Genomic DNA, 18944 nt, shown 5'->3' with positions numbered 1-18944 from the left:
ATGCTCCAAGTCAAAATTGTTCCTGTAACTGCCTTTCAGCAAAACTGTTCCATTTTATGGGATACAGACAGCAAAGAAGCAGTTTTGATTGATGCCGGAGGTGAGCCGGAAAAACTGAGAGCAGAAGTCGAAGCGCTCGGCCTGACGGTCAAAGCATTATGGCTGACCCATGGTCATTTAGACCATGCTGGAGCGGTGGGTGCGTTGAAAAAAGCCTGGAATGTGCCGGTGATTGGTCCACATAAGGATGATGCGTTCTGGTTGGAGATGATTCAGGAAGTATCTGCCCGTTATGGCTTCCCGATTCCGGAAAAGGTAGAAGTGACTGAATGGCTGGAGGGCGGTGAAATACTGAAACTGGGGGACGAAGAGTTTGAAGTCCGTTTTGCACCGGGTCATACTCCAGGTCATGTCATGTTTTATAACCGCAATCATGGTTTGCTGTGGACGGGGGATGTGCTGTTTAAGGGTTCGATTGGTCGTACTGACTTCCCACGTGGCAATCATCAGCAATTACTTGATTCAATTCAACGTGAATGCTTTAGCCTGCCTGAGGAAACTCAGTTTATCTCAGGGCATGGTCCAATGAGCACGATTGGTTTTGAAAAGCAGCATAATCCTTTTGTCGCAGGTAAAGCAGGTTAAGCGCTTAATGTACACGTAGTAGCTATCTAAAAAATGAAAAAGGAATCGATTCTAGATTCCTTTTTTATTTGAGTGGGTTAATGGGTTATACAGATTACATATTAAGCGAAAGGGTCATTTTGTAATTTATGTACCTGAAGTCTAATAATCCAAAAAGCCAGTGCAATGAGTATACCAATGCTAATAAAAAAATAATCATGGCGCATGATACCCGTGCCAATACTGAGACAGCATAGTAGAACAAACAAGAACATGACAGTCTTGAGTATAATTACTAACATTTATAAATCCCCAAAATATAAGTCATTGACATTCTTTATAATTTTTTATGTTTCCTTACTTGTTTAAAGTAAAAAATATTTTATTATCAACTATATAGAATGTCTACGTAGTTTAACATTTGACCAAAAATAAATTCAAGATAAATACTGACCTTAGTTTAATAAAACTTATAAATAATTCTTCTTTTAGCTAGAGTTTCTAACAGACTGTGCAAATATTTTGGTTTTTACTTCAAGCGAAAGGATCATGTTGCAGTTGCTGGATTTGCAGTCTTAATATCACGATGGCCAGAACCAGCAGGATACCAATCAAGATAAAGATATAGTCCTGTTTCCAGAGTCCAAGGCCAATACTGGCGCAGCATAGCAAGAGCAAGAACAGCATAAAAATTTTAAGCAGGAGGATAAACATCGGCATGTCCTCTTTTTTTGTTATTTTATTGGAATAGTTATTTAAATTTTATTTTATTAATCAAGAATATAGTGTTTTTAGGCTAGTCTAGCACCAAATGAAAAAGGAATTCAATCCGAATTCCTTTCCTCTGGTCAGTCTCATTTAAAACTGGTCTTCTTCACGGCCTCCATCAGCTTGCGGAGCATCTTGAGTCGGCAGCTTATAGTCTTCATTGGCCCAGGCACCCAAATCAATCATCTTGCAGCGTTCGGAACAAAAGGGACGAAACGCATTGCCTTCCCACGTAGTCAGTGCACCACAACGTGGGCATTTCAGGGTCGTTGGCATGGACAATACTCCACAAAAAATTGGATTCAATTAGGCAAACATAGCCGCACTTGTTAGACTTATGCGGTTTTCATTAGTTTGATCTGATTATGCCAATTCGTCAATTTCAAGCGCAGCGTATGCATGCCCCTCGTGATTTTCAAAGCATCAGCCCTGAACCGATTTGTGTCGAAATTGGTGCAGGCAAGGGCAAGCATGCCTTGTTATTTACCCGGACACATCCAGAGCACAAACTGATTGCAATTGAACGGACCCGTGAAAAATTTCTGGCCATGCAAAAGCAGCATGAATTGGAAGGCCAGCCAAATTTAAAAACCGTACATGCTGATGCCCTGCCATGGGTGGTACATGCACTGTATCCTGGCCAGGTAGAGCAGTTCTTTATTCTGTATCCAAACCCGGAACCACATAACCCGGCACAGCGTTGGGCCAATATGCCGTTCTTTGAATTTTTGCTATCACGGCTGAAAACAGGTGGTTCGATTACGTTGGCAAGTAATATTCCGGAATATATTGATGAAGCTGAACAGCAGATGAAAGAGCTATGGAACCTGCCTTATGATAAGCAGATCATTGCATCCGATTCGGCCCGTACCCATTTTGAGATCAAGTATCTGGAACGTGGTGAACTGTGTCAGCAGCTAATTATTACGAAACCTGAGGGTTATACCACCCGCTTTGATGATTTCCAGCCTCTGCAGGGGCAAAATGTTGCGCCTGTGGAATAAGCCATGAATAAACACATTGCGATTGTTGGTGCTGGCCCGGCAGGGCTGATGGCAGCAGAAGTGCTGAGCCAGCAGCATTATGACGTACATGTCTATGAGCAGAAGCCTTCAGCTGCGCGCAAATTTCTGATGGCAGGCAAGACCGGCCTGAATATCTCGCATGCTGAACCGGTAGAACAGTTTATCCAGCGTTATGATCAGGCTGAATGGCTGGCGCCGTGGGTAAAACGTTGGGATGCTGTCTGGATCCAAGAGTGGATGCAAGGTTTGGGCATTGAACCCTATATTGGTTCTTCTGGACGGGTGTTTCCAACCGAAATGAAGGCCGCTCCGCTGTTACGTGCCTGGTTAAAACGTCTGGCCGAGCAGGGGGTACAGTTTCATTACCGCCATCAGGTGACCCAGTTAAAACAGAATCAATTGGAACTATTGGATCTGAAAACTGATGAGCTACGAACAGAACTCTTTGATGCGATTATCCTCGCCTGTGGCGCGGTATCCTGGTCAAAGCTTGGCAGTGATGGTCAATGGCAAGCATGGCTAAAGACAGAAGAAATTGAGCCTTTTCAGGCCAGTAATGTCGGAGTGGAGTATCCATGGTCTAGGTTTATACAGCCCATCTTTGGTCAGCCACTGAAACGGGTTGCAGCTTGGGTGGAAGGCAGTGACAAGACTATGGGTGATATCGTCATCAGTCATTATGGTCTTGAAAGTGGCTTGATCTATAAACAGGGACGTGGTTTGCGTGAACAGGTCAAACGTGGGCAGCCCATGCAACTGTATCTGGACCTGTTTCCCGATCAAAACGCAGCACAACTGGCGCATAAACTGCAATCCAGCAAGAAGCAGTCTTTAAGCAATGTCTGGCGCAAGGCAGGACTGGAAGGCGCTAAAGCTGCACTGGTGCGAGAGCTGGTGCCTAAAAATATCTGGCAGGATGCTGAACATCTGGCACAGCAAATTAAACAGTTGATGGTTCCTCTTCAGGGATTCCGTCCAATTGAAGAGGCGATTAGCTGCGCAGGTGGTGTAAAACGTGATGTGCTGACGGAACATTTGCAACTTAAATCCAATCCTTATGTATTCCTATGTGGAGAAATGCTGGACTGGGATGCGCCCACCGGTGGTTATCTGTTGACTGCCTGTATGGCAACCGGTCGTGCAGCGGGTGAAGGTGTCGCGGCTTATCTGTCTGATTCTGCTTGAAGCGAAGATATTTTAGACATTCACAGTCAGTAATTTTTTAGGCTATATTGGGCGAAAATTATTCACAAGGAGGTTTGCTGATATGTCGACTCAAGATCATTATGCCGGTAGCTGTCTCTGCGGTGGAATCCAGTATGAAGTTCGTGGATCGCTGGGTGATATTATTCAATGTCACTGCCGCCGTTGCCGTAAAGCTACCGGTACTGCCTTTGCTACCAATAGTCCGATTGCTAAAGCAGATTTTCATCTGCTGCAAGGACAGAAATTACTCAAGTCATTCACTACCACGACTGGCGTGAGCCGAAATTTCTGTAGCGAATGTGGTTCTCCGATTTATAGCGTGAAAGCAGATCTGCCGGATGTTTATCGTCTGCGTATTGGCAGTCTGGATACACCGATTGAGCAGAAACCGACTTGCCATTTCTATGTCGGTTCTAAAGCTGAGTGGGAGGACATTCACGATACCTTAGCGCAATATCATGAACGTCCTTAACAGAAAGCAGATCAGTCTTACTGGACTTTAGCCTGAGTTTTTGCATACTGGTTACGCCAGTGTTCCAGCTGTTCCTGAGCATGCAGATACTGTCCCAAACCTTTTACACTTTCCTTGGCATCATGCTGGATCGCTTTATCTGAAGAGGTTGTGCCCAGCAGTTTTTGCTGTTGTTCCCAGTATTGATAAATCAGTCCCTGAATATAACGACCCTGTTCAGTTTTCAGTTCCAGACTTTTTAATAAAGTCAGTGCAGACTGGATATGGTCACGCTGACGTTGCTGCATAAATTCTTCAGTCAGATTGCCTTCTTTACGCATGCGTTCAGTTTCAGCTTCGATATCCTCATTTAAGGATTGCAGGCGCTGCTCAAAGTCATCCAGTACGGCAATATCATGTTGATCATCCGCTGTTTGCGGAAAATCTTTCACCGGTTGTGTTTTCAGTTCCTTCATCACTTCTTCAGCTGCTTCATTTTGCTGAGTCGCTTCCTGTTTCGGCGCATCTTTCTGATTACACGCCACCAGCAACAGGGTGGATGTAAGCAAGGTGATTCGGCTGAGATTCTGAATATTTGGCATTGTTTTGTCCTGTTAAAGTTTTATCAAGGCGTTAGAATTTTTTGAAAGATATAGACATGGGTAATATAGGGGAAGTCAATCTGTTCATCAGGCTGCTTGCCAGTATGTTCTCGTATGATCTGTTCAAACTGAGATTTGAGTTGCTGCTGTGCATCATCAGACTGGGCAGCGATAAAGCTGGTCGAGAGCAAACGTTTGGACACCACCTGTTCCACAGTTCCAGAATGAAGCTGTTGCAAAGTCGTTTCTGCTACCGGGCGAAACAGCTGCTGATCCTGAAATACATTGCGCCACTGACTACTATGGTAGCGTGGCGTATCGCCTTCCATGGGGAGAATAAATTCTGCCAGAGCTTTGACCCAGTCCACATTAACATCACGTTGGTTCCAGATCAGGACCAGATAGCCCTGATCTTTCAGAATCCGATGAATTTCCTTAAGGCTGTCGAAATTGGCGAACCAGTGAAAAGACTGTGCGCAAAATACAGCATCTATCGAGGCATTTTCCAGCGGCAGGGCGTCACTCATCGCCTGCAAGGTCGGAATGTCTGGATGAACCTGCTTGAGTTGCGTTAACATCTCCGCGACAGGATCAACCGCCAGAATATGCGAACTGAGTAATTTCAGCTGGGGCAGGAACTTACCGGTACCGCTACCCAAATCAAGTAATTGCGCATGATGGGGTAAGCCAAGCTGCTGTTGTAACCAGGGCACTAATGCTTCAGGATAACTTGGGCGCACCTGCTGATAGCGCTCAGCAGCGCTACTAAAACCTTGTTGTGCAGCAGGATGTAATGATTGTGTCATATTTTGCGCTTTTTAATCTTGGTCTTCGCTATAAAATAGCATATTCATTTTTGCATCGTTTTGCGCCATTGAATTTGTAATGGAAGCGTTCGTTTTACAGGCATGGGAAAGTTATGGAAAAACAAATCGTCTTTGAAGATGAGCACATTCGCGCAATCTTTATGCCGGGTTCATCTTCAGAACTGATCTTCTCCTTTGGGGATCTGATTACCCGTGCCAAGGGAACCACCATCAATGCAGAGAAGTCGCTGCAAAAGTTTGAATTCAATGTGCTCGGGATTATGCCCAAGGATAAATCCTGGTTTCCACAAGCGTCTATGCAAGCCATGCTGGACGCGATTGCTGAACTGATTGCACCATTTGAGCAGCGTATTGCCTATGGCGGTTCAATGGGCGGCTATGCGGCAATTAAATATTCTAATGCTCTGGATGTACAGCGCGCCGTAGCCATGGTGCCGCAATACTCGATTGATCCGGAAGATGTGAAAGACGCCCGTTATAACATGTTCTATCAGCCGGAACTGAATGGCGAGATGCGCATTACGAAGGCAGATGTCAGTGAGGATCGTGAATACATTATTATTTATGATCCGCACTATGCACAGGACCGTGCGCATTATCATAAGCTCAGAGAAGTCCTGCCACCACATCACGTATTGCATCTGGCCTTTACCAATCATGATGCGATTGCCGTGTTGGCAAGCTCCGAACTGGTGAATGACTTCCTGCTGCATGAATTTGATGCCAGCTATTTTTATCAGAAGATGCGCCGGGTCAAAAAGAACAGCAAGTTCTATTACCGTAAGGTGATTGAAAACCTGTTGCCACGGCATCGGATGGCCTTGGGCCGTATCCTGAAAAATAATGACCTGCAACTCGATTCACAGTTTTTTGATGCCAATCAGAAGCAGACTATTTTGCGTGAGTTACTCAGCAATAAACAGGTGGATCAGCATGATCTGATGAAACTCGGCATTCAGGTCAATCTGCCGCAGGAAAACCGTCAGATCCTGCTGGATATCTATGGGCATGGTCTAGTGTTCAATGTCATCAGTAACAAGATTGAAAGCTATGCCGATCAGGCGATTGCGCTGAACCATAAATTCCTGATTCCAATTTATGCGCGCGGCAATGGCCTGTTGACCATCAGCTTGAATGACGAACGTTATCTCGTCGTCATGAATGACCGTCATATGATGAAGCTGGTCAAGGAACAGGAACCGCTTTCGGTCGGAATGCACCCAATTCTGATGAAACGTTATACAGATTTCTATATGTTCAGTTATAAGGAATTAAGTCTCAAAACTGATGAATACGGTGCAGCGGCGTTTGTTGATGACAGTGACAAAAATACGCACTTTGTGACACGCAGTGAAGCAAATTAACTTGAAATATCACTTAAAAACAATGGCTTGACTTATTGTTTTGCTGGCATAAGATGTAGTTATGCGGTATGGATTTTTCATCACCGCACGCGATCGTTTTCGTGAGAAGGGGGTACATCTTATGCAATCTACACAGTTCGCCACCATATTTTTAATGCTAACTTTGGGCTTGCCCAATCTGGCATTCGCCAAAGACAGCGTACACCCGACCATTATTTTCCTGAGTGCAACTATCGTATTTTTGATGATTCTGACCGTTTATATTGTTTATAAAATTCGTCATTCTGTGCGTAACCATCTGGATAAACCACTCGATTAAACAAGGCAGGATAAAGTCTAAAAAACGGTTGAAAACCCTGTATGACTTGTTTTAAATGACAGGATAAATTGTCTAACAGGATTGAGGGTCAGGCCGTGAAAGCCGTATATTTGGATTATGCTTCTCTAGATCAACAGGATCTCGACTTTCAGGCGCTGCATGGCGTATTTGACGAGTTAACATTATATCCTGCTACTTCTGTGGCTGAACTTTTGCCACGCGTGCAAGATGTCGATGTCATCATCACCAATAAAGTCATAGTAAATGCCGAAACCATTCAGCAATGCCCTCAACTGAAACTGATTTTAATCTCTGCGACTGGCACCAATAATGTCGACCTGGCCGCAGCCAAAGCACGCAATATTGTCGTGTGTAACTGCCAAGCCTATGGCACTTCCGCTGTCGCCCAACATACTCTCATGTTAATGCTGAATCTGGCGACGTCTTTCCTGCCTTATCAGCAAAAATTACAACAAGGCGAATGGCAAAAGGCGACGCAATTCTGTTTGCTGGATGCACCGATTGTAGAACTGTCTGGTAAGACTCTCGGCATTGTGGGTTATGGCGAACTGGGTAAAGCTGTCGCCAAATTGGCAGAAGCGTTTGGTATGAATGTGATGATCGGATCATTACCCAACCGTCCGGGGGATGCCTCACGTGTACCATTCGCGGAGTTATTGCCACAGGTTGATTTCCTGAGTTTGCATTGCCCACTAACTGAAGATACCCGTAACCTGATCAGCCGTGCCGAGCTGGAAGCTATGAAATCAAGTGCTTTCCTGATTAACTGTGCGCGTGGCGGTATTGTTGATGAAGCGGCTCTGGCACAGGCATTACGTGAAGGCAAAATCGCAGGTGCTGCCACCGATGTACTGACAGTAGAGCCGCCGAAAGAGGGCAATATTCTGCTCGATCCAGACATTCCGAATTTGATCGTTACACCGCATAATGCCTGGGGCAGTGTCGATGCCCGCCAGCGCATCGTGGATCAGATGGTGGAAAATGTTAAAGCCTTTCAGGCAGGCCAGCCGATTCGCCAGGTGAATTAAAACTTGTCCATAACAAAAAAAATGCTGATCGAATTTGATCAGCATTTGTTTTTGTTTTCTGGGCTAATGTATTTAGACCATAATTTAGAAAATTCGTCTTGTACAAGTTGGGAATTTGGATTGAAGACTATTTCCTGATAAATACGTTTGGACTCAGGTGTATTCTTATCAGGGAATTGACTATAAGAAGTTCGATAGTCGGTTTCAAATATGTAAATTAAGTGATTTTTGTGAAAATAAGCAGTGCGATAGCTATAAATAGTTTCACCATAGAGACCAATCGTTAACTTGCACATACCTGGTAATTGATAGAGATTTGCCTCATTACCTTCAGTAGATTTAAATTCATCTTCCTCCAGATATCCAATGTGCTGAATTTTTTTACCTTCAGATTTATGAGTATACCGATTTGAAGTAGAAAGGCTTGGGACAGGGGATAATTCATTATGGACTTCGGTAGGAGAAGTAACCCTTTTACCAGAAACCAGTAAAACGATATACAGGATTGAAACACCAAATAGAATACCGACTATAAAGCTGAGGAGCACCTTTTTCATTTTTATTTTTCTCATTATTTTAACTAAGTATAAAGAAAGTTTTGAATATCTTCATGCTCAAAAAAAGCCCATAAAGGGCTTTTTTTAATATCCTATTTTTTAGAGATCATCCACTGCATAACTGGTTGCACCACCTGAACTGGATGGTGACTGCGGTGTAATGCTTTGCGTTGCTGTTGAAGATTGGCTTAAAGGCTGCTGCTCAATCGGGACTTGCTGTTGCTGATTACCGCGCCAGATATCTTTGGTCTGCTGGATTTTCTGACCGGTTTGCTGAGCCACTTGCGTTGCGCCTTGGTCTACTTTTTCAATGGTGGTGGCTGCGGTGGATTTGGTATTGTCCCAGGCACGATCCACACCCGGCTTGATCTTGGCAATGCCTTTTTCTGCTGCAGCACCCACTTTTTCAGCGGTATTGATTACACCTTGTTGGGTTTTATAAGCAAATACATGCAGCAGATTGGGATTATCACCATAAGGAACAATCGGTTTTGCATCTTGCTGCGTTTCACTGGCTTGAACAGTCTGGATAAAAATAGGCGCACACATTAATAATGCGGTGCTGAGGATCTTGGTTTTTTTCATCGTCGTTTTTTTCAGGGTCATAAGGGATCGACCTCGCAGATTGGGATAACGGTCTTGATTCTGTTTTCAGTGTAATGGACGGCAATGTAAAAACAATGAATATTCTGTGCGATTCACTTAAATGATCCGAGAAAAAAGGGAGTAAAGCTGGCTGATCTCAAGAATAAGTAGAGAATAAATTTGATAGGAAGATTATTTGAAAGAAAAGCTGCCCCATATTTGATGTAAATACAGGGCGGGGTACTTAGTTACACTGTTCGATTGCTTCTTTGGCAAAGTGGTTGCGTAGTGCCAGGAAGTTCTTTTGAGCGGTTTCGCTGTGCAGGTCAAATTTCTGTGCAGTGCTGGTGTTGTCGCTCTGGAAAGTTGCTGAACCAGCATCAATCAGAGTCAAACCTTTAAAAGACCATTGTTCAATTACGCGGCTGCTTTCAAGCTGACCTCTAAATTCAATCACGCATTTGTCCATGAATTTGGTCAGTTTTGCGCTGTTGTTCGTCGTTTCAGGATAAACCTCAAGATTCTGTACTTCCTGTAATACGCCCAGTTGGAGTTGAGGAACAGTCGGTTGAGATGTACACGCTGAAAGAGCAATACCCGCAAGACCAGTCAAAATAAGAGCTTTAAATTTCATATGATTCTTTCTTGTTGAGTGTTGTTAAGTTGAGTATATGAAATATACATGAATATGCCTATACATCTTAAAGCTGTATAACAATTAAAATTATTTATTTAGTTAAACATTTAATTATGGTTTGGAATGTTTTAGAGTGAATAAATATTGGATTTTTTGATAAAAAAATAGGTTGGTATGGCGATAAAAAACTATAAAGACAAATATGAATTTGGGAAGCATTTAAATAGGGCTTTATCACCTTCTTCTCCAATTTCTAGTATTGAATATTTATATGGCCGCCAGAAAGAGCTTACTCAAATTGAAAGAGCTTTAATGTCGAAAGGAAGAAATATTTTTATTTTTGGTGAAAGAGGAGTAGGTAAAACTTCTTTAGCGAAAACAGCAGCAAACCAGTATCAAAGTTCCGATCGTGAATTTATTGATGTTTCATGTGCACCTGATACTAGTATAAAAAACTTAGTTTCAAATATTGCATTGCAAGCTTTTGATCGGAGAATTGGACAAAGTAAGAAACGTTCGGAAGAGTATGGACTCAAGTTTAAATGGATATCGTATTTAATAAAGAATGAAGAAACTTTAGAAGACTTTAGTAATAAATTAAAAAGTTTAGGTGATTGTGTTGAAGTTTTAAAGGAAGTAGCTGAAATACATTCTGAAAGACCAATTATTGTAGTTGATGAAGTCGATAGAATGACTGATAAAAATGAAATCACTCTATTAGCTGATTTAATTAAACAATTGGGTGACAAAGAGGTTGATATAAAAATTATATTTACGGGGGTAGGGGCGACTATACATGACATTCTGGGGGCTCATCAGTCGGCGATTAGGCAATTAGAGACTATTGAATTGCCACGATTAAGTTGGGAAGGCCGTTTTGAAATTATTCAAAATGTTTTAAATAAATTTGATATTGATATATGCCGTGATATTTATATCCGTATCGCAGCGGTCTCAGATGGTTTTCCATATTATGTGCATTTAATCTTAGAAAAACTGTTATGGGTTTTGTGGGAAAAAGAAGAAGTTGCTACAGAGGTTGAATGGGACGATTTCTATAATGCTATTAATGTAGCTATTAAAGATACAGTTGCTGAATTCTCAAAACCTTATGAGATGGCTTTAAAGCAAAGAAATAAAGATTATGAAGAAGTAATGTGGGCTACAGCAGTAGTAGATTGGCAAGGTGATTATCTTAAAGAAATGTACAAAATGTACGATGTTATCTGTGAGCAAGTTAGATTTGATTTGAATAAAATAGATTTTATTAAATTAAATTACAGTCAATTTTCTAGTAGAATTAAGAACTTAACTACAGAGAATTGTGGGAAAATTCTTTTAACCAAGTTTGAATATGGTAAAGGCTACTATACGTTTAGAGAAAAAATGATGCGAGGCTATATACGAATGCAAGCTGAAGCTAATCAGATTGAAATCTCTACATTATCTAATGAAAAAAATGTAAGTAATGTCATTCATGTGGCTTCTAGAAGAACAGGTTATCACGCTTCTAAATTACCAGGTTCAATTCGTTTTAAGATGGAAGAAGAAAACCCGCTCTAAAGCGGGTTTTTTATTAAATCAGAACTTAGTGTTGAAGCACCGAAATATCAGCTACTTTCGTGAACAATTCACGAAGCTGAGCAAGCATACGTAAACGGTTTGCTTTCAGCTCAGCATCATCGGCCATCACCATCACACCGTCAAAGAATGCATCGACTGGCGCACGAAGAGCAGCAAGTGCAGACAACGCAGCAGTGTAGTCTTTAGCAGCAAATAACGGCTCAACCACTGGCGTGATTTTCGCAAGTTCAGCGAATAATGCTTTTTCAGCATCTTCAACCAGGTTTGCTTCAACAACTTGACCTTCAGGTGCAGCTTCTTTTGCAAGAATGTTTGCAACACGTTTGTTCGCAGCAGCAAGTGCAGCAGCTTCAGGCAAGGCACGGAAGTGATTCACTGCATTGACACGCTTGTCAAAATCAAGCGGAGATTTTGGAGACAAGGCTTGAACCGCTTGAATCACATCAACCGCAACGCCTTGGTCTTCGTATTTGGCACGGTAACGACCTTCTAAGAATGCAACCGCATCATTTAGTGTCTTATCGTGATCTTTCAATACATCGCCATACGCAGCTAAAGCAAGTTTGATCAGATCTTCGATTGATACATCAAGCTCGTTTTCAGTCACCAGACGCAGAATACCAATCGCAGAACGACGTAGCGCAAACGGGTCTTTAGAACCTGTAGGCGCCTGACCAATACCGAAAATACCAGTGAGCGTATCTAAACGGTCTGCAAGGGCAATCGTTGTACCCGTTTTGGTTTTCGGTAAAACGTCACCCGCGAATTTAGGTAAATACTGCTCACCTAAAGACTTGGCAACTTCATCATTTTCGCCTTCAAGACGTGCGTAGTAAGTCCCCGCAATACCTTGAAGTTCTGGGAATTCACCGACAAGTTCAGAAGTTAAGTCACATTTTGCAAGAAGGGCAGCTTTTTCAGCATCCGCAGGGTTTGCACCTGTAATAGGCGCTAAAGCAACAGCCAATTTTGCAATACGTTCAGACTTGTTCCACAGCGTACCGAGTTCTGCCTGGAAGACCATGTTTGCCAATTTCTCTTTACGAGAAGCAAGCGGTTGTTTTTGGTCTTGTAGGAAGAAGAATTCAGCATCTGATAAACGTGGACGAACCACTTTCTCGTTACCTTCAATAATTTGGGTCGGATCTTTAGACTCAATATTTGAAACGGTAATGAAGTAAGGCTGTAATTTGTTTTCAGCATTCACCAGACAGAAATACTTCTGGTTGTCCTGCATCGTAGTGATCAGGGCTTCTTGAGGAACCGCAAGGAAGCGTTCTTCGAAGCTGGCACGTAATGCAACCGGCCATTCAACCAGTGCAGTCACTTCATCACGAAGATCCGCAGGCACAATCGCAATTGCATTTACTTCATCAGCCAATGCTTTCACTTGACCATCAATGATGGCTTGACGCTCTTCAAAAGACGCCACAACGTAAGCTGTTTTTAACTTCGCTAGGTATTCATCAGCATGCGTTAAAGTAATCGCTTCAGGTGCATGGAAACGGTGACCATAGGTCACATTACCTGCTTTGTGATCTTGAATGGTTGCATCAACCACATCGTTGTCTTTTAACAACACCACCCATTTTACAGGACGCACGAATTCGGTACGGCTTGCCGCTGAACGCATGCGTTTTGCGATTGGTAGGTTGTCTAAAGCATTTTGTAAAATTTGCGGTAAAAGCACATCAAGGCTTTGACCTTTGACATCTTTTAAGTAGCACACTTTTTCAACTTTACTGGCCTGGAAAGTTGATACTTGATCAACAGTAATGCCTTGACCACGCATAAAGCCTTCCAAAGCTTTAGTTGGTTTTCCTTCAGCATCAAACGCCGCTTGTTTCGCAGGGCCGTCAAAACGTTTTTGTGTGTCCGCTTGCGCGCCATCAACGTTAACGATTTTCAAAGCTAAACGACGTGGTGCTGCATAGGCTTCGATTGAATCGAATGCAAGACCCGCATCTTTTAAGCCTTTTACGGTTTCTGCTTGCAGGGCATCACGTAATTTTTTGAGGCTTTTTGGTGGAAGTTCTTCACAGCCTAATTCGAACAATACTGTATGTTTAGACATTATTTGCTCTCCTTAGATTCAACTTTTGCTTCCGCTTCAACTTGTGCTTTTAACTGCGCTAAAACTTCATCACGAAGCTCAGGCTCTGCCATTGGGAAACCAAGTTCAGCACGTGCTGCTACATAGCTGGTTGCAATCGAACGTGCCAATGTACGTACACGTAAGATATAACGCTGACGTTCAGTCACAGAAATTGCGCCACGTGCATCAAGCAGGTTAAAGCTATGCGATGCTTTTACCACTTGCTCATAGGCAGGAAGTGGAAGTTTCGCTTCGATTAAACGCGTTGCTTCAGCTTCATAGAAGTCGAACAGTTCAAACATCTTATCGACTGGTGCATATTCAAAGTTATAAGTCGATTGTTCTACTTCATTTTGATGGAACACATCGCCATAGGTCACAGTACCGAACTGGCCTTTGGTCCAAACCAGATCGTAAACAGAATCAACACCTTGCAAGTACATTGCCAGACGTTCCAAACCGTAAGTAATTTCGCCTGTTACCGGGTAGCATTCAACACCACCCACTTGCTGGAAGTACGTGAACTGAGTCACTTCCATACCGTTCAGCCAAACTTCCCAACCTAAGCCCCAAGCACCCAGTGTTGGAGATTCCCAGTTATCTTCCACAAAACGGATGTCGTGAACTAAAGGATCAATACCGATGGCTTTTAAAGAATCCAGATAAAGCTGCTGGATATTGTCCGGGTTTGGCTTTAATACCACCTGGAACTGGTAGTAGTGTTGCAAACGGTTTGGGTTTTCACCATAACGACCATCTTTGGGACGGCGTGATGGCTGAACATAAGCGGCGTTCCAAGTTTCAGGCCCAAGCGCACGAAGGAAAGTTGCAGTGTGGAAGGTTCCTGCACCCATTTCCATGTCGTAAGGCTGTAACACGACGCAGCCTTGCTCCGCCCAGTAGTTTTGTAAGGCAAGAATTAAGCCTTGGAAGGTATCAATATGCGATATGGCGCGACTCATGGTCATCCACTTAAAATTAGAGAAAAATTGTGCTTGATTATAAGGATTTTGCGAAGGCGTGGCAAAGGTTATCCATGAATTGCCTGCGCCGCTTTTTATTCGCCTGATGCAACTGCCTGTCCATGCGCACGCAGACTGAGAAAGATAAAAAATCTGATAGAGGGCAGGCTAAAACAGGAAATCATGAATAGAGTACTGAGCAGATCATTGGAACTTAGGAAATAAGCCAGAATCAGCGTTGCCAGAATACCCACCAGCACAATACTGAAGATATGAAACTGCTGTAGATGGTGTAATACAAATAGACTGATACATAAAGGAATATAGATCAGACAGAGATAGAACAGCAGTCCGAAAATGTACATGATCAGCATGAAAGTCACCATCGAGAGTAGAAGTGAGCTCGAAGTCATAGCCAGGAATAACAAGTGCAAGATCAGCAGCATTAACATCAAAGGGCCATAGAGTGAGGCTAAACCGAGTACGGGTGCCAGCAACAGTTGTACTGCAATTCCGGTTTTGGTTTGCTGTAAAGGCTGGATTAGAAAATGCATCGTTTTTATTCTTGTTTGAGAGAAGAAATACACCGCTTAGGCGCGGCCCTGATTATAATTTTTTAGATAGAGCACCCTCAGCATAAGCAGAAAAACCAATGAGTAAAAGATATAAAATAAATACATCTTTAAAGCCAAGGGTTTTATAATGCCTGCACTCCCCAAAACAATAATTCAGGCCAACCGTGTTGCATAGTTCCTCAGAATGGCTGCAAAGCCTTAAGCCAAATTTTAAAATTCTTCCTGTCAAAGACCGTATCCTGTGTGGTTTAGGTGCATTGATCGGTCTGGCACTGTCGTCTTTAATCAGCCTGTGGGCACTGGGTGATTTTCAGGCCTGGTATATCGCGCCGATGGGTGCTTCGTCGGTATTACTGTTTGCCGTACCTGCCAGTCCGCTGGCACAGCCGTGGAATATGGTGGTCGGAAATACTATTGCCGCGATCGTGGGGGTGAGCTGTACTTTGCTGTTTCCCAGCCTGACCCTGGCATTTAGTCTGGCCGTAGCAATTGCGATTATATTGATGCTAAGCACCGATTCTCTGCATCCACCGAGTGGGGCGGTGGCGATTACAGCGGTACTGGGCGGCAATGCCATTCATGAGCTGGGCTATGCTTTTGTGTTCTATCCGGTCTTGCTGAACTCGGTACTGTTAATGGTGGTAGCGATAGTATTTAACCGGATGTTGGGTAAGGCTTATCCGCAACAGCTGCAGATTAATACCCGTTCTAAAGATCCAACCCCGACCCAGAAAGTGACGATTCAGCCACAGGATATTCAGGCTGTACTTGATCAACAGACCCAGTTGCTGGATATCAGTGAATATGACCTGCAAAAAATTATTCTGGAAGCACAGAGCAAGGCCAGTGAACGTGCTGACAGCCCATTCCTGTGTCAGGATATCATGAGTAAAGACGTTGCCAGCTTGCAGGAAAGTGATGATATCCGGCATGCCTTGGCGAAATTCCGACAGATGAATCTGATGAGCCTACCGGTAGTGAATGCGGAAAAGAAACTGGTTGGAACTTTGGCGATGTATCAGCTGGTGGAATGGTTTGAGCGTGCCACCGATATTCGCAGTGGCTGGGAATCCGAAGTCGGGCATATCATGAGCCGGAAGGTGGTGACTGTACAGCCAGGCCAGCCGATTCAGGACCTGGTGCCGTATTTCGTTGAGCGTTCCTTTAATTATATTCCGGTACTGGACGAAGGTCAGCTGGTCGGTATCATTAGCCGTGCTGACATGATTGCTGCTTTATATCAGGAGTTAAATCATTTCAAGCTGAGTGCCTGATCTGGACGGATGTAGATTTATCTTCGAAAATGAAAAAGCACGCCGTAGCGTGCTTTTTTAATGCATTCATGTTTAGAGAAAGAACCAATAAATAAATAGCGATACCAGGAAAATACACATGATGTTGAGGACAAAGCCAACTTTCATCATTTCCGACTGCTGAATATAACCGGTACCAAAGACAATCGCATTCGGCGGTGTTGCTACAGGCAGCATGAAAGCACAGGATGCACCAATTCCAATCACAATCACCAGAATTTCTTTAGGCATTCCCATCTGATCGGCAATGGCGGCAAAGACCGGCACCAGTAGTGCAGCGGATGCGGTATTACTGGTAAATTCGGTCAGGAAAATGATGAAGGTTGCTACCACAAAGATAATCACTAAAGGTGAAGTATCACCAAAGGTATTTGCCAGAGTTTGCCCTAAGACCAGAGAGCTGCCTGAATCTTTTAAAATGGCACTCAAGGTCAGGCCGCCGCCAAACAGATAGAGCACGCCCCAGTCGGTGTTCTCTGCAATCTGCTTCCAGGTTGCGGTACCTAAAATTGCCACCATACATGCGGCCAGAATCGCAATCCAGGTATCTGGCTGGCTGATACCAAAATTCTCGGTCAGCTTTTTACTGAAAATCCAGGCCAGGGCAGTACAGATAAATAGCACCATTGCGGCAATACGGCTGCGGGTCCAGGGAATATCTTCAGTGACAAACTGCACTTTGTGATTCAGCTTGGGACGCAGCACCAGATACAGACTGATCAGCATCGCAGGCAAGATAATGAACATCATCGGCAAACCGATTTTCATCCAGTCTGCAAAGTCATAACCCAGCGCTTTGGCAGCAATGGCATTCGGTGGCGAACCTACAATTGTACCTAGACCACCAATACTGGCGGAGTAGGCAATCCCGAGCAGAATAAATACGAAGGTTTTACGTTCTTTCTCTACATCCAGATGCGAAAGTAAACCCAGCGCCAGCGGTAACATCATGGCTGCGGTAGCGGTATTGGAAATCCACATGGACAGGGCGGCAGTCACGGCAAAAATGGCCAATACTGAAATACCTAAATGTCCACCTGATAAGGAAATAATCCACATGGCAATTTTCTTGTCCAGCTTTTGGATATGCAGCGCCGTTGCCAGTGCAAAACCACCAAAGAACAGGAAAATAACCGGATCGGCAAAGGTGGTTAAAGCAGCTTGTGTGGTAATGGGTACCAGCGCATCGCCGTCGGCCATCGGCATGGCTAACAGTACTGCCAGTATGGGAATCAGCAGGGCAGTAATAGTGATATGAATTGCTTCTGTCAGCCATAAAATACCAATAAAAGCCAGCAGAGCCAGACCTTTGCTAGCATTCTGGTCATAAGGTAAAACCTGATACAGGATAAAGGCTACAATGGCCGCGATGATAATCAGGATCCATCCTTTCATTACGCCTTTGGGCATAACGTTGGTGGGGGTGGCAAGGTTTTGACTTGTCATACGCACACTCCTTGTTGTTATACAGCTAATTTTTATGAAGAATCTTTCTAATCATAAAGAGGTTTGATTACAAATTATACTAATTTAAAAAAAGATGATTTGAATGTTGTAATAATGCAGTACTCTGCCATAGAGCCTGTATGCCTAAAACCATCAGCAAGCCTAAGACTAAAAGTTTAAAATGCCGCTGTGACAGGCGATGACGGATTTTTCCGCCAATCCAGACGCCAATCAAAGCAAAAATGGTAATACCGATCAAAATGGATTGTTGTTGTGGATTAATCTGGATCAGGATTGGGAACAATAAAAGTAACTGGATCACTTTGCTGACAATAAAATTCAGGTTACTGATAATGACGATATCGGTCTTGCTGAGCTGGCTGCTAAGCAGGTACATCATCAGGAAAGGAGCCATGGCATTAGTCGCTCCACCAATCACACCAGCCAATAAACCAAAACACACCATACTCAGAATATGCGGGTTGCTCTGAAAAGGTTTGGAGCGAAGCTGATCTAGTACATAAAATATAATTACTGTTCCTAGCAGCAGTTTGAGATAGCCTTCATTCAGCCATAGCAGCAGTTTGACTCCGAACAAACTGCCAATCAGGCTGCTTAAAATTAATGGCCAATAATGTTTGAGATAATAGCGAATGCTCTGTAGCAGACTGTGCTGGGGATCAGCATTTAGCATCAACAGATTCAGGAGCAGGCAGGGGAAAATGACTAAGGTCACTGCCAGACTCAATGGATATTGGCTGGATAGTACCGCAGTACTCATCATCGGGAAGCCAAACCCACTCAAGCCATGCAGCAGTGCTGCTACAGCACATAAGCACAGTACAATCCATTCAGCCTGTGTCATCCTGAATCCATTTCAAGGAGTTTTTAACTAAGTTATAGAGAAATCAGCCGGTTGGCAAAGGCTAGAGAAATAATTTAACAATTTATTAAA

Annotated in this window: 21 protein-coding genes; 9 read left to right on the top strand and 12 right to left on the bottom strand. The window is 43.5% G+C overall.

Features of this window, described 5'->3' with window-relative positions; translation table 11 throughout:
* Complete coding sequence (locus FSC11_RS13175; RefSeq protein WP_103800679.1) at positions 1-645, top strand: MBL fold metallo-hydrolase; 645 nt, start codon at positions 1-3, stop codon at positions 643-645.
* Between the two features lie 513 nt (positions 646-1158).
* On the opposite strand, the gene FSC11_RS13165 is transcribed toward FSC11_RS13175, so the two are convergent.
* Together FSC11_RS13165 and FSC11_RS13160 are read right to left on the bottom strand one after the other, a co-directional pair.
* Positions 1159-1338 (bottom strand): hypothetical protein, encoded by a 180-nt coding sequence (locus FSC11_RS13165; protein ID WP_004890431.1) that lies wholly within the window; start codon positions 1336-1338, stop codon positions 1159-1161.
* 144 nt (positions 1339-1482) lie between these two features.
* Entirely contained in the window at positions 1483-1668 is a 186-nt protein-coding gene (locus FSC11_RS13160) for a DNA gyrase inhibitor YacG (protein ID WP_004890428.1), read from the bottom strand.
* Between the two features lie 83 nt (positions 1669-1751).
* Between FSC11_RS13160 and FSC11_RS13155 the strand changes: the two genes are divergently transcribed.
* From FSC11_RS13155 to FSC11_RS13145, 3 genes are all read left to right on the top strand, one after another.
* Positions 1752-2396: a class I SAM-dependent methyltransferase gene (locus FSC11_RS13155; protein ID WP_171521750.1), complete on the top strand. Its 645-nt coding sequence runs from the start codon at positions 1752-1754 to the stop codon at positions 2394-2396.
* A gap of 3 nt (positions 2397-2399) precedes the next feature.
* Entirely contained in the window at positions 2400-3602 is a 1203-nt protein-coding gene (locus tag FSC11_RS13150) for a TIGR03862 family flavoprotein (protein WP_163167352.1), read from the top strand.
* An 82-nt stretch (positions 3603-3684) separates the two neighbouring features.
* Positions 3685-4095 (top strand): GFA family protein, encoded by a 411-nt coding sequence (locus tag FSC11_RS13145; RefSeq protein ID WP_004890423.1) that lies wholly within the window; start codon positions 3685-3687, stop codon positions 4093-4095.
* 17 nt (positions 4096-4112) lie between these two features.
* On the opposite strand, the gene FSC11_RS13140 is transcribed toward FSC11_RS13145, so the two are convergent.
* Positions 4113-4676 carry a hypothetical protein gene (locus FSC11_RS13140; protein ID WP_163167350.1) on the bottom strand — a complete coding sequence of 188 codons (564 nt, stop codon included), beginning with the start codon at positions 4674-4676 and terminating at the stop codon, positions 4113-4115.
* 23 nt (positions 4677-4699) lie between these two features.
* Entirely contained in the window at positions 4700-5482 is a 783-nt protein-coding gene (locus tag FSC11_RS13135; RefSeq protein ID WP_163167348.1) for a class I SAM-dependent methyltransferase, read from the bottom strand.
* Between the two features lie 113 nt (positions 5483-5595).
* Here FSC11_RS13135 and FSC11_RS13130 point away from each other — a divergent pair, with 113 nt between their 5' ends.
* The 3 genes from FSC11_RS13130 to FSC11_RS13120 all read left to right on the top strand — a co-directional run bounded on the left by FSC11_RS13130 (position 5596) and on the right by FSC11_RS13120 (position 8235).
* Complete coding sequence (locus FSC11_RS13130; protein WP_004813415.1) at positions 5596-6867, top strand: hypothetical protein; 1272 nt, start codon at positions 5596-5598, stop codon at positions 6865-6867.
* Between the two features lie 121 nt (positions 6868-6988).
* The gene (locus FSC11_RS13125; protein ID WP_004813413.1) at positions 6989-7186 is read left to right on the top strand and encodes a hypothetical protein; all 198 of its coding nucleotides are present in this window, start codon (positions 6989-6991) and stop codon (positions 7184-7186) included.
* Positions 7187-7281: 95 nt separating this feature from the next.
* Positions 7282-8235, top strand: coding sequence for a 2-hydroxyacid dehydrogenase (locus FSC11_RS13120; RefSeq protein ID WP_103800675.1), 954 nt, complete (start codon positions 7282-7284; stop codon positions 8233-8235).
* A 38-nt stretch (positions 8236-8273) separates the two neighbouring features.
* On the opposite strand, the gene FSC11_RS13115 is transcribed toward FSC11_RS13120, so the two are convergent.
* The 3 genes from FSC11_RS13115 to FSC11_RS13105 form a co-directional block, all read right to left on the bottom strand.
* The gene (locus tag FSC11_RS13115) at positions 8274-8792 is read right to left on the bottom strand and encodes a hypothetical protein (protein ID WP_103800674.1); all 519 of its coding nucleotides are present in this window, start codon (positions 8790-8792) and stop codon (positions 8274-8276) included.
* A 99-nt stretch (positions 8793-8891) separates the two neighbouring features.
* Complete coding sequence (locus tag FSC11_RS13110) at positions 8892-9398, bottom strand: hypothetical protein (RefSeq protein WP_163167346.1); 507 nt, start codon at positions 9396-9398, stop codon at positions 8892-8894.
* A 223-nt stretch (positions 9399-9621) separates the two neighbouring features.
* Entirely contained in the window at positions 9622-10011 is a 390-nt protein-coding gene (locus FSC11_RS13105; protein ID WP_163167344.1) for a hypothetical protein, read from the bottom strand.
* Positions 10012-10188: 177 nt separating this feature from the next.
* Between FSC11_RS13105 and FSC11_RS13100 the strand changes: the two genes are divergently transcribed.
* Positions 10189-11577 (top strand): AAA family ATPase, encoded by a 1389-nt coding sequence (locus FSC11_RS13100; RefSeq protein WP_163167342.1) that lies wholly within the window; start codon positions 10189-10191, stop codon positions 11575-11577.
* 25 nt (positions 11578-11602) lie between these two features.
* On the opposite strand, the gene glyS is transcribed toward FSC11_RS13100, so the two are convergent.
* The 3 genes from glyS to FSC11_RS13085 all read right to left on the bottom strand — a co-directional run bounded on the left by glyS (position 11603) and on the right by FSC11_RS13085 (position 15209).
* Positions 11603-13672: a glycine--tRNA ligase subunit beta gene (gene glyS, locus FSC11_RS13095; RefSeq protein ID WP_163167340.1), complete on the bottom strand. Its 2070-nt coding sequence runs from the start codon at positions 13670-13672 to the stop codon at positions 11603-11605.
* Entirely contained in the window at positions 13672-14655 is a 984-nt protein-coding gene (gene glyQ / locus FSC11_RS13090; RefSeq protein WP_076754854.1) for a glycine--tRNA ligase subunit alpha, read from the bottom strand. The genes glyS and glyQ overlap by 1 nt, the downstream gene beginning before the upstream one ends.
* 95 nt (positions 14656-14750) lie before the next feature.
* The gene (locus tag FSC11_RS13085) at positions 14751-15209 is read right to left on the bottom strand and encodes a hypothetical protein (protein ID WP_163167338.1); all 459 of its coding nucleotides are present in this window, start codon (positions 15207-15209) and stop codon (positions 14751-14753) included.
* A gap of 185 nt (positions 15210-15394) precedes the next feature.
* On the opposite strand from FSC11_RS13085, the gene FSC11_RS13080 reads away from it, so the two are divergent.
* Positions 15395-16504, top strand: coding sequence for an HPP family protein (locus tag FSC11_RS13080; RefSeq protein ID WP_004890397.1), 1110 nt, complete (start codon positions 15395-15397; stop codon positions 16502-16504).
* 72 nt (positions 16505-16576) lie between these two features.
* On the opposite strand, the gene FSC11_RS13075 is transcribed toward FSC11_RS13080, so the two are convergent.
* Both FSC11_RS13075 and FSC11_RS13070 read right to left on the bottom strand, forming a co-directional pair.
* On the bottom strand, positions 16577-17989 hold the full coding sequence (locus FSC11_RS13075) for an SLC13 family permease (RefSeq protein ID WP_004890394.1): 1413 nt from the start codon (positions 17987-17989) through the stop codon (positions 16577-16579).
* A 79-nt stretch (positions 17990-18068) separates the two neighbouring features.
* Positions 18069-18854 carry a sulfite exporter TauE/SafE family protein gene (locus tag FSC11_RS13070; RefSeq protein WP_163167336.1) on the bottom strand — a complete coding sequence of 262 codons (786 nt, stop codon included), beginning with the start codon at positions 18852-18854 and terminating at the stop codon, positions 18069-18071.
* Positions 18855-18944: the final 90 nt, after the last annotated feature.

Source organism: Acinetobacter schindleri (assembly GCF_010918895.1).
In the GTDB taxonomy this organism is placed as follows: Bacteria; Pseudomonadota; Gammaproteobacteria; order Pseudomonadales; family Moraxellaceae; genus Acinetobacter; species Acinetobacter schindleri.
The sequence above is the reverse complement of the archived record's forward strand: the minus strand, read 5'-3'. Positions and strand labels throughout refer to the sequence as shown.

Coding starts and splice junctions, on each gene's coding strand:
- FSC11_RS13105 (WP_163167344.1), bottom strand. CDS start 10,011: ATGAAATTTAAAGCTCTTATTTTGACTGGTCTTGCGGGTATTGCTCTT.
- FSC11_RS13115 (WP_103800674.1), bottom strand. CDS start 8,792: ATGAAAAAGGTGCTCCTCAGCTTTATAGTCGGTATTCTATTTGGTGTT.
- FSC11_RS13100 (WP_163167342.1), top strand. CDS start 10,189: ATGGCGATAAAAAACTATAAAGACAAATATGAATTTGGGAAGCATTTA.
- FSC11_RS13130 (WP_004813415.1), top strand. CDS start 5,596: ATGGAAAAACAAATCGTCTTTGAAGATGAGCACATTCGCGCAATCTTT.
- FSC11_RS13085 (WP_163167338.1), bottom strand. CDS start 15,209: ATGCATTTTCTAATCCAGCCTTTACAGCAAACCAAAACCGGAATTGCA.
- glyQ (WP_076754854.1), bottom strand. CDS start 14,655: ATGAGTCGCGCCATATCGCATATTGATACCTTCCAAGGCTTAATTCTT.
- FSC11_RS13145 (WP_004890423.1), top strand. CDS start 3,685: ATGTCGACTCAAGATCATTATGCCGGTAGCTGTCTCTGCGGTGGAATC.
- FSC11_RS13110 (WP_163167346.1), bottom strand. CDS start 9,398: ATGACCCTGAAAAAAACGACGATGAAAAAAACCAAGATCCTCAGCACC.
- FSC11_RS13165 (WP_004890431.1), bottom strand. CDS start 1,338: ATGTTTATCCTCCTGCTTAAAATTTTTATGCTGTTCTTGCTCTTGCTA.
- FSC11_RS13135 (WP_163167348.1), bottom strand. CDS start 5,482: ATGACACAATCATTACATCCTGCTGCACAACAAGGTTTTAGTAGCGCT.
- FSC11_RS13140 (WP_163167350.1), bottom strand. CDS start 4,676: ATGCCAAATATTCAGAATCTCAGCCGAATCACCTTGCTTACATCCACC.
- FSC11_RS13075 (WP_004890394.1), bottom strand. CDS start 17,989: ATGACAAGTCAAAACCTTGCCACCCCCACCAACGTTATGCCCAAAGGC.
- FSC11_RS13125 (WP_004813413.1), top strand. CDS start 6,989: ATGCAATCTACACAGTTCGCCACCATATTTTTAATGCTAACTTTGGGC.
- FSC11_RS13150 (WP_163167352.1), top strand. CDS start 2,400: ATGAATAAACACATTGCGATTGTTGGTGCTGGCCCGGCAGGGCTGATG.
- glyS (WP_163167340.1), bottom strand. CDS start 13,672: ATGTCTAAACATACAGTATTGTTCGAATTAGGCTGTGAAGAACTTCCA.
- FSC11_RS13160 (WP_004890428.1), bottom strand. CDS start 1,668: ATGCCAACGACCCTGAAATGCCCACGTTGTGGTGCACTGACTACGTGG.
- FSC11_RS13070 (WP_163167336.1), bottom strand. CDS start 18,854: ATGACACAGGCTGAATGGATTGTACTGTGCTTATGTGCTGTAGCAGCA.
- FSC11_RS13175 (WP_103800679.1), top strand. CDS start 1: ATGCTCCAAGTCAAAATTGTTCCTGTAACTGCCTTTCAGCAAAACTGT.